The organism is Mycobacterium tilburgii (genome assembly GCF_902168065.1).
GTDB lineage: Bacteria > Actinomycetota > Actinomycetes > Mycobacteriales > Mycobacteriaceae > Mycobacterium > Mycobacterium tilburgii.
The window spans coordinates 1-15,054 of record NZ_LR655698.1; the positions used below are offsets into that span (position 1 = coordinate 1).

At 66.9% G+C, this 15,054-nt stretch carries 12 protein-coding genes and 4 pseudogenes; 2 read left to right on the forward strand and 14 right to left on the reverse strand.

Going from position 1 to position 15,054, the window contains the following annotated elements; translation table 11 throughout:
- Positions 1-116: 116 nt before the first annotated feature.
- The 9 genes and pseudogenes from FQ389_RS05875 to FQ389_RS05915 all read right to left on the reverse strand — a co-directional run.
- Positions 117-950 (reverse strand): annotated as a pseudogene (locus tag FQ389_RS05875) (GerMN domain-containing protein); the annotation flags it as partial.
- Positions 950-2,641 carry an MtrAB system histidine kinase MtrB gene (gene mtrB / locus FQ389_RS05880; RefSeq protein ID WP_144206346.1) on the reverse strand — a complete coding sequence of 564 codons (1,692 nt, stop codon included), beginning with the start codon at positions 2,639-2,641 and terminating at the stop codon, positions 950-952. The pseudogene FQ389_RS05875 and the gene mtrB, both read right to left, overlap by 1 nt.
- Before the next feature lie 66 nt (positions 2,642-2,707).
- A complete protein-coding gene (mtrA, locus tag FQ389_RS05885; protein WP_007168097.1) occupies positions 2,708-3,394 on the reverse strand; it encodes a two-component system response regulator MtrA in 687 nt (228 codons plus the stop codon).
- Positions 3,395-3,474: 80 nt separating this feature from the next.
- On the reverse strand, positions 3,475-4,107 hold the full coding sequence (locus FQ389_RS05890; protein ID WP_144206347.1) for a dTMP kinase: 633 nt from the start codon (positions 4,105-4,107) through the stop codon (positions 3,475-3,477).
- Between the two features lie 33 nt (positions 4,108-4,140).
- Positions 4,141-5,598, reverse strand: coding sequence for an adenosylhomocysteinase (ahcY, locus tag FQ389_RS05895; protein WP_144206348.1), 1,458 nt, complete (start codon positions 5,596-5,598; stop codon positions 4,141-4,143).
- 131 nt (positions 5,599-5,729) lie between these two features.
- Positions 5,730-6,365 (reverse strand): TetR family transcriptional regulator AlkX, encoded by a 636-nt coding sequence (alkX, locus tag FQ389_RS05900; protein WP_144206406.1) that lies wholly within the window; start codon positions 6,363-6,365, stop codon positions 5,730-5,732.
- Positions 6,362-6,543: pseudogene (locus FQ389_RS05905) on the reverse strand (rubredoxin). Before FQ389_RS05905 ends, alkX begins: the two are co-directional and overlap by 4 nt.
- Positions 6,540-6,721 (reverse strand): annotated as a pseudogene (locus FQ389_RS05910) (rubredoxin). Before FQ389_RS05910 ends, FQ389_RS05905 begins: the two co-directional pseudogenes overlap by 4 nt.
- A 110-nt stretch (positions 6,722-6,831) precedes the next feature.
- Positions 6,832-8,307, reverse strand: a complete 1,476-nt coding sequence (locus FQ389_RS05915; protein ID WP_144206349.1) for an amino acid permease — start codon at positions 8,305-8,307, stop codon at positions 6,832-6,834.
- A 56-nt stretch (positions 8,308-8,363) separates the two neighbouring features.
- Here FQ389_RS05915 and FQ389_RS05920 point away from each other — a divergent pair.
- Positions 8,364-9,756, forward strand: a pseudogene (locus tag FQ389_RS05920) (FAD-dependent oxidoreductase); the annotation flags it as partial.
- Positions 9,757-9,771: 15 nt separating this feature from the next.
- Here FQ389_RS05920 and manA read toward each other — a convergent pair.
- The 4 genes from manA to FQ389_RS05940 all read right to left on the reverse strand — a co-directional run bounded on the left by manA (position 9,772) and on the right by FQ389_RS05940 (position 14,030).
- The gene (gene manA / locus FQ389_RS05925; RefSeq protein ID WP_144206350.1) at positions 9,772-10,998 is read right to left on the reverse strand and encodes a mannose-6-phosphate isomerase, class I; all 1,227 of its coding nucleotides are present in this window, start codon (positions 10,996-10,998) and stop codon (positions 9,772-9,774) included.
- Positions 10,999-11,007: 9 nt separating this feature from the next.
- Complete coding sequence (locus tag FQ389_RS05930; protein WP_144206351.1) at positions 11,008-12,108, reverse strand: TobH protein; 1,101 nt, start codon at positions 12,106-12,108, stop codon at positions 11,008-11,010.
- Entirely contained in the window at positions 12,105-13,502 is a 1,398-nt protein-coding gene (locus FQ389_RS05935; protein ID WP_144206352.1) for a phosphomannomutase/phosphoglucomutase, read from the reverse strand. Before FQ389_RS05935 ends, FQ389_RS05930 begins: the two co-directional genes overlap by 4 nt.
- Before the next feature lie 66 nt (positions 13,503-13,568).
- Entirely contained in the window at positions 13,569-14,030 is a 462-nt protein-coding gene (locus FQ389_RS05940) for a DUF3499 domain-containing protein (protein WP_186296284.1), read from the reverse strand.
- 173 nt (positions 14,031-14,203) lie between these two features.
- Here FQ389_RS05940 and FQ389_RS05945 point away from each other — a divergent pair, with 173 nt between their 5' ends.
- Positions 14,204-14,626, forward strand: a complete 423-nt coding sequence (locus tag FQ389_RS05945; protein WP_144206354.1) for a metallopeptidase family protein — start codon at positions 14,204-14,206, stop codon at positions 14,624-14,626.
- An 8-nt stretch (positions 14,627-14,634) separates the two neighbouring features.
- On the opposite strand, the gene FQ389_RS05950 is transcribed toward FQ389_RS05945, so the two are convergent.
- The gene (locus FQ389_RS05950; RefSeq protein WP_044510059.1) at positions 14,635-15,000 is read right to left on the reverse strand and encodes a WhiB family transcriptional regulator; all 366 of its coding nucleotides are present in this window, start codon (positions 14,998-15,000) and stop codon (positions 14,635-14,637) included.
- Between the last annotated feature and the right edge of the window lie 54 nt (positions 15,001-15,054).

Genomic DNA, 15,054 nt, shown 5'->3' on the forward strand with positions numbered 1-15,054 from the left:
CCCCCACGCGACCCACTCCACCCACGCGCGTACTAGTTTTCGTTCACAATACACCCACACCCCCCGACCCCCCCCCACGGCATGCCGCCGGCAGCGCCAGATGTGTAAAAGAGACGGGTGGTCGACAGCTTCTGCAGATCGATGCGCGCACCGCCGTAACCGCGCCCGACCCCACTCTTGCCGCCGTCGGCACGGGTCACCGGCCCGCGCAGCCGTAGCGGCGGCGCGAGCAGGTTGCGCACGGTGTGCGCCATCTCCGGACGTGGCCCGGCCAGCAGCTTGGAGATCAGCTCGGTGGCCAGCTGGTCGTGATAGGACACCGCGACGTAGCGCGGATCGGGGACCACCGTCTTGCCGGTCGGATCGGCGAAGTACAGGGTGTTGCGCTTGTAGGTTGCCTGGAACTGCTGCCAGTCCAGGAAAACCCCGTTGGGCAGCTTGTCGATACGCCAGCCGCCGGGAGTTTTGACCAACTCGATCGGCCCCGGGTCGGGTAACACCCCCTCGGCCGTCTCGAAGACCCCGACGTCGGACAGCGAACCTAGGATGTCGGCCCGCATGGTGGCAGAAACACGTTCGGCGCCACGGGTTTCGACGAACACCACATGGTCGATCAGCAACGCGCTACCGGCGTCGTCCCACAAGTTCGAGGCGGACTGGGTGAGGAACTGCCGGGCGGCCAGATGCCGGTTGGCGGGATCTGCTGTGGCTTTGAGGAATTCGCGCAGCAACACGTCGGGGTCCATGCCCGGAGTCGGCTTGGGCAGATTCGACGGAGCGGGCCGTTCGACGGTGCCGATCGCTTGTGGGGCAGACGTACTGGGGACGCCCGCACACCCACCCAGCAGCACGGCGAGCAGCAGAGCCAGCAACGCGGCGAGGAGTTTCCGCCCGGCGACGATGCGGGCCGACACGGCCCGCTGATAAGTCGGGCAATCCAGTTTCCGCATCACCCGCTCCGCTCGGCGTGCTCACGCGGGCGCGGACGTTCCCTGCCGGGCGGCGGCGCGGGTGCTTCGGACGCCGTGGCCGGCTGCGGAATCGGTTTCATCGGCAACGGGCTGGTGGTGACCTTGTGGCCGCGGACCAGCGGCAGCGTCAGCCGGAAGCAGGCGCCCTGGCCAGGTTCGCCCCACGCCTCCAGCCGGCCCTGGTGCAACCGCGCATCCTCGACGCTGATCGCCAGGCCCAGCCCGGTGCCGCCGGAGCGGCGCACCCGCGACGGGTCCGACCGCCAGAACCGGCTGAACACCAGCTTCTCCTCGCCGGGCCGCAGCCCCACCCCGAAATCGCGGACCGTGACGGCGACGGTGTCCTCGTCGGCGCCCATCCGGATAAGGACCGGTTTGCGCTCGGCGTGGTCGATGGCGTTGGCGATCAGGTTACGCAGAATCCGCTCCACCCGTCGCGGATCGACCTCGGCGATCACCTCTTCGGCGGGCATGTCGACGAGCAGCTCGATCCCGGCGTCCTCGGCCAGGTGACCGACGTTGCTCAGCGCGCTTTGCACCGTCGTGCGCAAATCGACTGCCTCCACGGACAATTCGGCCACGCCGGCGTCGTGCCGGGAGATTTCCAGCAGGTCGTTGAGCAGCGTCTCGAAACGGTCCAACTCGTTGACCATCAGCTCGGTCGACCGTTGCAGCGTCGGATCCAGGTCCTCGCTGTGGTCGTAGATCAGGTCGGCGGCCATCCGCACGGTGGTAAGCGGCGTCCGCAGCTCATGGCTGACGTCGGAGGTGAACCGGCGCTGCAGGTTGCCGAACTCCTCGAGCTGGGTGATCTGCCGGGACAGGCTCTCGGCCATGTCGTTGAACGACACCGCAAGCCGCGCCATGTCGTCCTCGCCGCGCACCGGCATCCGTTCGGACAGGTGTCCCTCGGCGAACCGCTCGGCGATCCGCGACGCCGACCGCACCGGCACCACCACCTGGCGAGAGACCAGCAGCGCGATGCCGGCTAGCAGCACTAGCAGGACCGCGCCCCCGGTGATCATCGTGCCGCGCACCAGCGTGATCGTGGCCTGTTCGCTGGCCAACGGGAAGATCAGGTACAGCTCCAGGTTGGCGACCTGGGATGAGGCCGGGGTGCCGATGATCAGCGCCGGTCCCGAGAAACCCTCGGTGTGCACCGTGGCGTACTGGTAGGCCGCCTGCCCGGCCTTGACGAATCCGCGCAGCGAGGCGGGCACCTGATCCACCGGTCCCGCCGCGGTCGCGGCGCGGGGGCCGTCGCCCGGCACCATCAGCACCACGTCGAACGCCCCGGCTAAACCGGGAGCCGATGCGGGATCGGTCTTTGACGTCAGCGTGTTGCGCGCCAGCTGGAGACTGCTGTCCAGCGAGCGCGTCTCCTCGCCGTTGACGATGCCGCCCACCGTGGTGCGGGCGCGTTCAATCTGCTCGATGCCCGCCTTGACCTTGACGTCAAGCACACGATTGGTGACCTGGCTGGTCAGCACAAAGCCGAGCGCCAGGATCACCGCCAGCGACAAGCCGAGCGTCAGCGCCACCACGCGCAGTTGTAGCGACCTGCGCCAGGCAATGCCGACAGCCCGGCTCAACACACTCATACCCCGCGTCATGGGACCGGTGCGCCCCCAGCGATGACCGTGAATACGTCGCCGCGAGCCCCACCACATCAATGCCGCAACTCCTCAGCATAGCTGCGCCCTGCATACTCGCCGGCGATCAATAGCGCTCCCGGATCACGGAGGTCCGGCCTTGTATCCCACTCCTCGAACGGTCAACACCACAGTCGGGTTCTCCGGGTCCTTTTCGACCTTGGCCCGCAAGCGCTGGACGTGCACGTTCACCAGGCGGGTGTCCGCCGGGTGCCGGTACCCCCACACCTGTTCGAGCAGCACATCACGAGTAAACACCTGGCGTGGTTTGCGCGCCAATGCGACCAACAGGTCGAACTCGAGCGGCGTCAGCGAGATCTGTTCGCCGTTGCGAGTGACCTTGTGGGCCGGCACATCGATCTCGACGTCGGCGATCGATAGCATCTCGGCCGGCTCGTCGTCGTTGCGCCGCAGCCGGGCCCGCACCCGGGCCACCAGCTCTTTCGGCTTGAACGGCTTCATGATGTAGTCGTCGGCGCCCGACTCCAGGCCCAGCACCACATCGACGGTGTCGGTCTTGGCCGTCAGCATGACGATCGGAACGCCGGAGTCGGCGCGGAGCACCCGGCACACGTCGATGCCGTTCATACCCGGCAGCATCAGGTCCAGCAACACCAGGTCGGGCCGCAGTTCGCGCACCGCGGTCAGAGCCTGCGTGCCGTCGCCGATGACCGCGGTGTCGAAGCCCTCCCCGCGAAGAACGATGGTCAGCATCTCCGCGAGCGAAGCGTCGTCGTCGACAACCAAAATCCTTTGCCTCATGGAGTCCATGGTGTCACCAGATCGGGACAAAGCTCGGGCGCCACACGGGCGTTTCTTCTTCGATAAGGCCGAATCGTGACAAATTTGTGCTATTCGGCCATCAATTCGGCGGCCAGCTGGCCGGGATCGACGTCCTCACCGACGACCAGCCAGCGCCCGCCCCAGCCCGCCGAGGCCAGTCCGGCGTACACGGCACCGGTGCGCCGCTGCAGCCCCTCGTCGCGTTCGTAGGTGTCGCGGGGCCGGCCCGGATCGGATTCGGCCCGGCCCCGAGCCCGCCGGCCGGCCAGCTCGGCGGACACCCCGAGCAGCACCTGCACGTTGGGCGTGGGCAGTCCGAGCCGCTCAAACTCCAGCGCATAAACCCAGGCCACCGCGTCCCCGGCCGCGTCCTGATCCAGGCACGCGGCACTGTAGGCGGCGTTGGACGCGACGTAGCGATCCAGGATCAGCAGGTCATGGCCGCGGCGCAGGGTTTCGATGTCGTCGATCGCGGCGGCGCGGTCCAGCGCGAACAGCATCGCCATCGCATAGACCGACGACGCGAAATCTCCGTGCTGGCCGTGCAACGCCTCGGCCGCGATGTCGGCGGTAACCGATTGGCCGTACCGCGGGAACGCCAGGCACGCCACGGACTTCCCGGCGGCCTCGAACGCGACTCGCAAGCTTTCGGTCAGCGTCCGTTTGCCGGAACCGTCGACGCCCTCGATCGCGATCAGCACAGCGCGATCTTAGCCCGCGACCAAATCTCCCGGTCAGTACCGGTAGTGGTCCGGCTTGAAGGGGCCGTCGACGTCGACACCCAGGTACTCGGCCTGTTCCTTGGTCAGCTTGGTCAGATGACCGCCGAGCGCCTCGACGTGGATGCGCGCCACCTTCTCGTCGAGATGCTTGGGCAGCCGGTACACCTCGTTGTCGTACTCGTCGTTCTTGGTCCACAGCTCGATCTGGGCGATCGTCTGGTTGGCGAAACTGTTGCTCATAACGAACGACGGATGCCCGGTGGCGTTGCCCAGGTTCAGCAGCCGGCCCTCGGACAGCACGATGATCGACTTGCCGGTTTCCTTGAACGTCCACAGGTCGACCTGCGGCTTGATGTTGAGCTTCGTCGCACCGGAGCGCTCCAGCGCGGCCATGTCGATCTCGTTGTCGAAGTGACCGATGTTACCCAGGATGGCGTGGTCCTTCATCGCCTTCATGTGCTCGAGAGAAATGATGTCCTTGTTGCCGGTGGCGGTCACGACGATGTCGGCGTCCCCGATGGCCTCCTCGACGGTCTTGACGTCGAAGCCCTCCATCATCGCCTGCAGGGCGTTGATCGGGTCGATCTCGGTGACGGTGACGCGGGCGCCCTGACCCTTGGCGGCCTCCGCGCAGCCCTTGCCCACGTCGCCGTAGCCGCAGATCAGCACGCTCTTGCCGCCGATCAGCGCGTCGGTGCCGCGGTTGATGCCGTCAATCAGCGAGTGCCGGGTGCCGTACTTATTGTCGAACTTGGACTTGGTGACCGAGTCGTTGACGTTGATCGCCGGGAAGGCCAGTTCACCGTCGGCGGCAAACTGGTACAACCGCAGCACACCGGTGGTGGTCTCCTCGGAGACGCCCTTGACGGACTCCGCGATCTTGGTCCACTTGGTCTTGTCGGTCTCGAAACGCTTGCGCAGCACGTTGAGGAAGTCCTTCCACTCGGCGGGGTCGTCCTCCTCGGCGGGCGGCACCACGCCGGCCTTTTCGTACTGCATGCCGCGCAGCACCATCATGGTTGCGTCACCGCCGTCATCGAGGATCATGTTGGCCGGCTCGCCCTCCCAGGTGAGCATCTGCTCGGCGCACCACCAGTACTCCTCGAGCGTCTCGCCCTTCCACGCGAACACCGGGACACCCTTGGGCTCCTCCGGCGTGCCGTGCGGGCCGACGACGACGGCCGCGGCCGCGTGGTCCTGGGTGGAGAAGATGTTGCAGGACGCCCAGCGCACTTCGGCGCCGAGCGAGGTCAGCGTCTCGATCAGCACCGCGGTCTGCACAGTCATGTGCAGCGAGCCCGAGATGCGCGCGCCCTTCAGCGGTTGCACCTCGGCGTACTCGCGGCGCAGCTGCATCAGTCCGGGCATTTCGTATTCGGCCAGATCGAGTTCCTTGCGGCCGAATTCTGCGAGCGACAGGTCGGCGATTTTGAAGTCGATGCCGTTACGAACGTCGGGCGTCAGAGTCATTGCGTGTCTGTTCCTTCTGCAGCTCAAAGGAGGCTCAAGGGTATGAGTGCGATGTCTGGCTTTAGTTAGCTTGGGTACGCTCTTCCGCCACTGTAGTCGTTGACCTTTCCGGGTCGGCTGGCCCCCGCAGGTCAGGGGATGTTGACGACGCCGTGGCGCTCGGCGAAGGGGGTCATCAACCGGGCGAGATCGCGCGCGACGTCGTGGTCGTCCTGCGGTGGCATCGAGACGTAGCTCATCGCCAGCCGCACGATCGCGCGGGCCAGCACACCGGCGTCCTCGTCACTGGTGGCCACCCAGGTGGTGGTGAACGCCAGCGTCAGCCGCTCGGACGCGCGGGTGATGATCGGCGCGCTGTCGGTGGTGATCAGTTGCAGCAGGTCGGACTTGGCGACGCCGGTGAGCAGTGAAATCACCAGCGGATCCGACGCCGACTCGGCGAAGAACGCCCGGAAGCCCTGCAGAAACGCCTCGTAGATCTGGCCGACGTTGGCGTCCAGCGCCGCGTGCACGCTGTCCACCAGGCGATCCGCCAGCCGCAGGGCGTAGCCCTGGGCCAGGCCCTGCCGGGAGCCGAACTCGTTGTAGATGGTCTGCCGGCTGATGCCGGCAGCCTTCGCGACGTCGGCAAGGGTGATCGCCGACCAGTCCCGGGTCAGCAGCAAATCGTGCATCGCGTCCAGGACCGAGTCGCGCAGCAGGACCCGCGACGCCTCCGCGTAGGGAATCCGCTTTACGGGCGCGACATTAGCTGCTGGGTCGCTCAGGATCGAGCGACCTCGATCATCTCGAAATCGGATTTCGCCGCGCCGCAATCCGGGCAGCTCCAGTCGTAGGGGATGTCGTCCCACCGGGTGCCGGGGGCGATGCCGTCCTCGGGCCAGCCCTTGGCCTCGTCATACTCGAAGCCGCACTGCACGCAGAGAAAAGTCTGTAGTCGCTCATTTGTTCACTCCTATCGCATCGTCGGGCTCGAAATCGACTTTTTCGCGGACGGCACAGTCGGGGCAACACCAGTTGTCGGGGACTCGCTGAACGGCTTGCCCGCGGGAAAGCCTTCCCGCGGATCGCCTTTCGCTTCGTCATAAATGTAGCCGCAGCCCGGGCAACGGTAGGCGGTCATGCCCCGTCTGCCCCGTACCGCGCCCTCCTTGTGAGTCATGCCACGTTGGATTTGACAATATCGACATCTAAGTCTCGTGTCTAGACATATATCATAGTTTTGTAAACAGATCAGGTCGGTTGCTGGGCCTTCTGAAGACCCTGCACCGAGTGGCGATATCCGTAACCGAGGTAGATGGCGGTCCCCACCACCAGCCACACCCCGAACCGGATCCAGGTCAGGGCGGTGAGGTTCACCATCAGCCAGACAGAGGCGCAGATCGAGGCGATCGGGAGCGCGGGCACCCAGGGCGCCCGGAATCCACGCTCCAGGTCCGGGCGGGTGCGGCGCAGCACGATCACCCCGGCGGACACCAGAACAAACGCGAACAGTGTCCCCACGTTGACCATCTCCTCGAGCTTGCTGATCGGAAACACCGCGGCGGTCGCCGCAATCACGATCGCGACCAGCACGGTGATCCGGATGGGGGTCCCACGCGAACTGGTCTTGGCCAGCGACCGCGGCAACAGTCCGTCGCGCGCCATCGCGAACAACACCCGGCACTGCCCGAGTAGCAGCACCATCACCACGGTGGTCAGCCCGGCCAGGGCCCCAATCGCGATGATTTTGCTCGCCCAGTGGATACCATTCGCGGTGAACGCCGTGGCCAGGTTCGCGGGTTTGCCCCCGGGCGCCGATTTGAGCTGCGTGTAGGACACCATCCCGGACAACACCACCGAGACCACCACGTAGAGGACGGTCACGACCGTCAACGAGGCCAGGATCCCGCGCGGCACGTCACGCTGGGGCTGCTTGGTCTCCTCGGCCATCGTCGCGACGATGTCGAATCCGATGAACGCGAAGAACACGATCGACGCCCCGGCCAGCACGCCGTACCAGCCGTAATGACTGCTGTGCGCCCCGGTCAGCAGGGACAGCACGGACTGGTTGACGCCGCTGGCCTCGTGCCCGGCCTCCGGTTTCGGAATGAACGGCGAATAGTTGGCGCCTTTGATATAGAAGACACCGACCACCACGGCGAAGATCACCACCGACACCTTGATGGCGGTGATCGCCGCCGAGACCCGGGACGACACCTTGGTGCCGACCGCAACCAGCGTGGCCACCACCGAGACGATCAGCAGCGCGCCCCAGTCGAAGCTGAACGAGCCCAGCGTGACCGTGCCGCCGCCGAATCCGAACACCGTCCCCAGGTAACTCGACCAGCCCTTGGACACCACCGCCGCACCGATTGCCAGTTCCAGCAACAGGTTCCAGCCGATGATCCAAGCCAGGAACTCCCCGAAGGTGGCATAGGAGAAGGTGTAGGCGCTGCCCGCGACGGGCAGCGTCGAGGCGAATTCGGCGTAGCACAACGCGGCCAGCGCACACGTGACCGCCGCGATCACGAACGATATCCAGATCGCCGGGCCGGTGATGTCGCCGGCCGTCGACGCGGTGACCGTGAAGATTCCGGCACCGAAGACCACAGCGACGCCGAACACCATTAGGTCCAGCCAGGTGAGGTCTTTGCGCAGCCGGGTGTCCGGCTCGTCGGTGTCCTCGATCGACTGTTCGACCGATTTGGTACGCCACCTGCTGGCCATCTGTCGCCCTCTCGTCGGAAGCCGTTGGACCGCACAGTACTGGGTACTCTTTGGTAATGCCGGACTCCCGAGAGGCGCGGGACCACGCCGCGGTGATCGGAGCCAGCATTGCCGGCTTGAGCGCGGCAAAAGTGCTCTTGAACTTCTATTCCCGGGTCACCGTCTACGAGCGGGATGAGCTGCCGGACTCACCGGCGCATCGCGCGACGATTCCGCAGGATCGGCATCTGCATCTGCTGATGGCCCGCGGGGCCACAGAGTTCGACAGCTTGTTTCCGGGGTTTGTTGACGGACATGGTGGCCGCCAGGGTGCCCATGCTGGAAAACCGGCCCGATTGCATCCATCTCGGCGCGACCGGCCATGCGCTGGAGATGGGGCACACGTTGCGCGACGAATTCACCGCTTACGTGCCCAGCCGTCCGCATCTGGAGTGGCAGCTGCGCACCCGCGTCCGCGATTGCGACAACGTCACCATCGTCCGGCTCTCGGTGGCCGAACCACGATTCGACCCGCGACGGCAGCGGGTGACCCGGGTGCTACTGGATCCCGCCCAGATCCCGCCGGAGTGGACCCGGAGTTCGTGCCCGCCAACACCTGGTCGTCGACGCGGCCGGTCGCGGCACCCGGCTGCCGGTGTGGTTCGAGAAGTGGGGATTTCAACGCCCCATCGAACAGGCGATAGACATCGGCATCAACTACGCCAGTCAGCAGTTCCGGATGCCGGACGGACTGATCGCCGAGAAGGTGGTGGTGGTGGTGGCCGGCGCCTCGCACGACCAGTCACCAGGGGTGGGCATGCTGTGCTACGAGGACGGCACCTGGGTGCTGACCACGTTCGGCGTCGCCAACGTCAAACCGCCGACGACGTTCCCGGGCATGGTCGCGCTGGCATCGAGCTGCTGCCGGCGCATTTCACCGACGCCCTCAATCGGGCCAAACTCGTTGGCGCGCCGGCGTTTCACGCGTTTCCGACCAGCAGGTGGCGCCGTTACGACAAGCTGGACCGCTTCCCGACCGGCATTGTGGCGCTCGGCGATGCGGTGGCCAGCTTCAATCCCACCTTCGGACAGGGCATGACGATGACCTCGCTGCAAGCCGGCCATCTGCGGCGAGCGTTGCGATCGGCGGATGCCGACCTGGCCGCCGAACTGAACCGGGCCACGGACCGGACCACCTTTCCGGTGTGGACGATGAATGCCATCGGCGACGTCATCTTCCACCACGCCGGCACGCCCGGGCCGGTTCCCTGGTGGTGGCGGCCGTTGGGGGCCCTGTTCGATCATTTCCTCGGCGCCGCTGAAACCGAACCCGTCTCGCCGAATGGTTTTTGCGCCGATTCTCCCTGATGGACAGCCTCTATATGATTCCGCCGCCCCCGGATCGTCGGCCGCGCCCTTGCCCACAACCTTCGGCTGTGGTGCGCGAACGCCGCGAGTCGCGGCGCGCCGCCGGACACCGGAGAGTCACAGACCGACGGTCGCCCTGAACACCTTGGCCGGCTCGTGTGCGACCAAAGCCACCGGGCCGTCGTCGGCCGCGACCCAGGCTGCCATGCCGCGCCGCAACTCGAGCGAACCGGATTTCCCGTGCAGCGTGGTGGCGCCCTCGGCGCACAGCAGGATCTGCGGGCCGTCATTGCCCGGCGAGGCGTCGACCTCGTGGCCCAGATGCGCATCGTCGATGGTCAGCAGCGCGACGGCGAACTCGTCGGCCGGGGTGTCGTAGACCACCGCGAGCTCGTCGCGGCGGACCTGCGGCCGCAGCTGCTTCTCGTCGGTGGGCGCGAAGTCCAGCACCCGCAGCAACTCGGGCACATCGACGTGCTTGGGCGTGAGCCCGCCGCGCAACACGTTGTCGGAGTTCGCCATCACCTCGACCGCGAACCCGCGCAGGTAGGTGTGCAGGTTGCCGGCCGGGATGAACAGCGCCTCCCCCGCGACCAGGCTGATCCGGTTGAGCAGCAACGACGCAAGCACACCGGCATCGCCGGGGTAGCGTTCGCCGAGTTCGAGCACCGTCTTGGCTTCGGCCGCGAATTCCGTTGCACCGGAGCTGACGTACTGGATGGCACCGTCGATCACGGCGGACACCAGCATATCGATGTCGGGCTGCGGCGCGGTGATCCAGGTGGTGAACAGTGCGCGCAGCCCGTCGGAGTCGGACTGGTCGTTGAGCAACTCGATATAGGGGTCCAGGTCGGTGACGGTCAGCGCCTGCAGCAGGTCGATGGTGCGGGCGGACTGCCGAAATCCGGCCAGCGCCTCGAACGAGTGCAGTGCCACCAGCAACTCCGGCTTGTGCAAGGTGTCGCGGTAGTTGCGGACCGGTGAGTTGACCGGGATGCCCAGCCTCTCCTCCCGCAGGTACCCCTCGATGGCCTGCTCGGCGCTCGGGTGCGCCTGGAGCGACAGCGGTTCGTCGGCCGCGAGCACCTTGACCAGGAACGGCAGCATGTCGCCGAACCTGTCACGCGAGGCGGTGCCGAGCTGCACCTCCGGGTCGGCGGTCACGGCGTCCAGCAACGAGACTTCACCCCCCTCGGTTTCCAGCCAGGCAGGGTCACCCGGATGCGCGCCGAACCAGAGTTCGGCCTCCGGGTGCGCCGCGGGCACCGTCCGCCCGGTGAATTCGGCGACGGCGGTACGCGACCCCCAGGCGTACGTCCGCACCGCACCGCGAATCAATTCCACTTAATCTATCTATCCCCGTGCCAGTCTCAAGTAAACGGCGGCCATTTCCAGCCGAACTGCCAATACTGCCAGTTGCTGCTCGGCGGGTCCGGCCCCGACCGATTCGCGGGCGGCGGCCAGACCGTCGGGAGTACCGGGCTCTTCCGGCACATCCTCGGCCGTGACCAGGTACACATCGTCGAGCCCGGCGACCCGCGTGGCCGCCACGGTCCGATCCCCGGTCAAGGTCAAAGCAAACACCCGTAGTCGTTGCGGTAACGGTCCGTCGATCTCCTCATCATGGAACAGCGCGTCCACCGACGAGGGGCTGTCGGCGAAATCCGGTTCACGTAGCGCCAACACCGCGTCCGCCAGGCCCGTCGCCGCGACGACCTGATGCGCGAGGCGCAACAGCACCGAACTGCCGTGCCGGGCCAGCGCCAGCGTCGGAGCACCGTCGCCGGCCAGCGCGACCTGGTGATTGAGGATGCGCGAGGCGAGGGTCTTGGCCGGGTTGGTGAACGGCTCGCGACCCGCGCTGTTGCGCAGCGCCTCGGCGTCCAGCTCGTCGGCCAGTGCCGGCACGTCGATGTCCACGCTCGGATCGACCGCCTGCAGCGTGGCCAGGCCGGCGGCCAGGTACCGGCACAAGCCGAGCTCGTCGGGCAGCCACAGCCGCGGCGCCAGCACCTTGGCCCGGCCGGCGGTGGCATCGCGCAGCGGACCTTCGTACGGCGCGACGACGACCACCCGCGCACCGCGGCGCACCCCGGTCGCGGCCGCACTGACCAGAGCCGGGTCGCCGGGGTCGTTGCCGGCGATGACCAGGACGTCCAGAGGCCCGACCCAGGGCGGGGCCTCGGCGAGCACCGCGATCGGCGCGGCCGCCGCGCCGCCCTGCGTCGCGGCCAGCATGATCCCGGCCGTCTCCGCGGTCCCCCGGCCGGCCACCCAGATCACGCTGCGGGGCCGGTCTGCGCTGCGCAGCGAGTTCAGGTCGCCTTCCTCAGCGGCGGCGGCCACGGCGCGCACCTGCGCACCCGCCGAGGACGCCGCTCGCAGCGATCCGTGCCGATCAGCGGCGAGCAAACCGTCGGTGTCTTCGAAATCGATCGCCCGGGTGGCGTTCACGGCACGCTCTCGTCCGCCTGCACCTGCGCGCCGATCTCGGCGCTGATGTGAGCGACCATCGCCTCGACGTCCTCGACCGTGCGGCCCTCCGCGTTGAGCCGCAGCAACGGCTCGGTGTTGGAGGTGCGCAGATTGAACCAGCTGCCGTTGCCCAAATCCACTGTCACCCCGTCCATGTGATCGATGGAGTGGATCTTGCTGCCGAACGACTTCAACACAGCATCCACACACCGTGCGGCGTCGCCCACCCGGAAATTGATTTCGCCGGAGGACTCATAACGTTGATAGTCGGCGGTCAACTCCGACAGGGGCCGGTCCTGCTCGCCCAGGGCGGCCAGCACGTACAGCGCGGCCAGCATGCCCGAGTCGGCATCCCAGAAGTCGCGGAAGTAGTAGTGCGCCGAATGCTCGCCGCCGAAGATCGCGCCGGTCTCGGCCATCAGCGCCTTAATATAGGAATGCCCGACCCGCGAACGCAATGGCGTGCCGCCGCGCTCGGCGACCAATTCGGGCACCGCGCGCGAGGTGATCAGATTGTGGATGACGATGGCGCCGATTTCCCGGCCCAGCTCGCGGGCGGCCACCAGGCTGGTCACCGTGGACGGAGACACCGCCACCCCGCGCTCGTCGACGACGAAGCAGCGGTCGGCGTCGCCGTCGAATGCCAATCCGATGTCGGCGCCGGTCTCGCGGACGTAACGCTGCAAGTCCAGCAGGTTGGCTGGGTCCAGCGGGTTGGCCTCGTGATTGGGGAACGATCCGTCGAGCTCGAAGTACAACGGCAGCACGGTGATCGAGTCGATCGCACCCAGCACCGCCGGCGACGTGTGGCCGGCCATGCCGTTGCCGGCGTCCACCGCCACCCGCAGCGGACGCAGCCCCGCGGTGGGCACCAGCGAACGCAAGAACGCGCCGTAGTCGGCGAGCACATCACGATCGGTGACGGTGGCCCGATCCCCGCCGTAGGTTGCGACTCCGGTGATCAGATCCTCGGTGATCACCTTGAGCCCACTGTCCGCCCCGACGGGTTTGGCGCCGGCCCGGCAGAGCTTGATGCCGTTGTAGGCGGCGGGGTTGTGGCTCGCGGTGAACATCGCCCCGGGGCAGTCCAGCAAACCCGAAGCGAAATACAGCTGGTCGGTCGACGCCAGCCCGATACGCACCACGTCCAGGCCTTGATCGGTGACGCCGGTGGCGAAGGCAGCCGCCAGTGACGGCGAACTGTCCCGCATGTCGTGGCCGACCGCTACGCGGGTCGCGCCTTCCTTACGCATCAACGCGGCGAACGCGGCGCCGACGTCGGCGACCAGCGACCCGTCGATCTCTTCGCCGACCAGTCCACGGATGTCATACGCCTTGATGACTCGCTGGACGGTCGCCGCGGGCCGAGACATGCGGGGGCCTCCTGACGCCGGAAAGTGATGGGCTTTTAGCGTCAGCCTATAGGCCGTGGCGCGGTGCTAGTCGGAAGGATCGGGCAATACCCGAAGATGACCGCGCCGACGTCCGGACCGTTTCTCGGGTGGAGCGTACACCGTGCTGCTCGGCGCGGTGGCCTGGGCGCCGGCGGGATGCAGATGCGGGTCGGGGGCAAAGCTGTTCAGCGGTGTGCCGGTAGCGCCGACGTATGGCAGGCTCTCCTGGCCCGAACCACGTTCGCGCACCAAGTCGGCCAGGGCGACCAAGTCGTCCTCGTCGGGGTTGGTGGGCTCGTAGTTGAGCGGGCCGGCGTGGCGCACCAGATCCCATCCGCGGGGCGCGGTGATTCGGCCGGCGTGGCCGACACACAGGTCCCACGAATGCGGTTCGCGCGCGGTCGCCAGGGGTCCTACGACTGCCGTCGAGTCCGAGTAGACGAACGTCAAAGTCGCCACGGCGTAATGCGGACATCCAGGCCGACAGCAGCGACGGGGAGCGTTCACGTTCGAAAGGCTATCGTGCGGAAACGCCGCCGAAGTGCCGGACACGCGCAACCATTCGTGCCCCGATGTCCAACCGTTACTATCGGCGCGTGGGCGATTGGCGCAGTTTCCCGCGGAACGGACGGCCGTCCGGTCACGCGGCCTCGCACAGGGCAACTCGGCGCGGCCGCGACATGCGGGGTCCTTTGCTGCCCCCGACGGTGCCGGGCTGGCGCAGCCGCGCCGAGCGTTTCGACATGGCGGTGCTGGAGGCCTACGAGCCAATCGAGCGGCGCTGGCAGTCGCGGGTGTCCGATCTCGATGTGGCGGTCGATGAGATACCGCGCATCGCCGCCAAGGATCCGGACAGTGTGCAGTGGCCGCCCGAAGTGGTGGCCGACGGGCCGATCGCGTTGGCCAGGTTGATTCCGGCCGGCGTGGATGTGCGCGGCAACACGACAAGGGCGCGAATTGTGTTGTTCCGCAAGCCCATTGAGCGGCGCGCTAAAGACACGGTGGAACTCGGCGAGTTATTGCACGAAATTCTGGTGGCCCAGGTGGCCATCCATCTCGACGTCGAACCTTCTGTCATCGACCCAACGATCGACGACGACTGACGCAATGCTCAGATGATGCCGCGCTTGAGGCGGCGACGCTCTCGCTCGGACAAGCCACCCCAGATACCGAAGCGCTCATCGTGCGCGAGGGCGTATTCGAGACATTCATGACGCACTTCGCAACCCAGGCAGATCTTCTTGGCCTCGCGGGTGGAGCCACCCTTCTCCGGGAAGAAGGCCTCCGGATCGGTCTGCGCACACAGGGCGCGGTCCTGCCATTGGTCGGGGGTCGGTTCCGGCAACGGCTCGGGCTCGAATGCGGCTGGCGCGTCAGGAACCACGGTCAAGTGCGGCCGGATGATGGGGGCCGGCGCGGAGCTGATCGTGGCGCGCTCAGTGCTAGGTATGACGCCCCGTAGGTGTTCATAAGACATGCGTCGTACGTCTCCTCAGCTTCATTTGGGAGTAAAATGTGGATGACTTCCGCT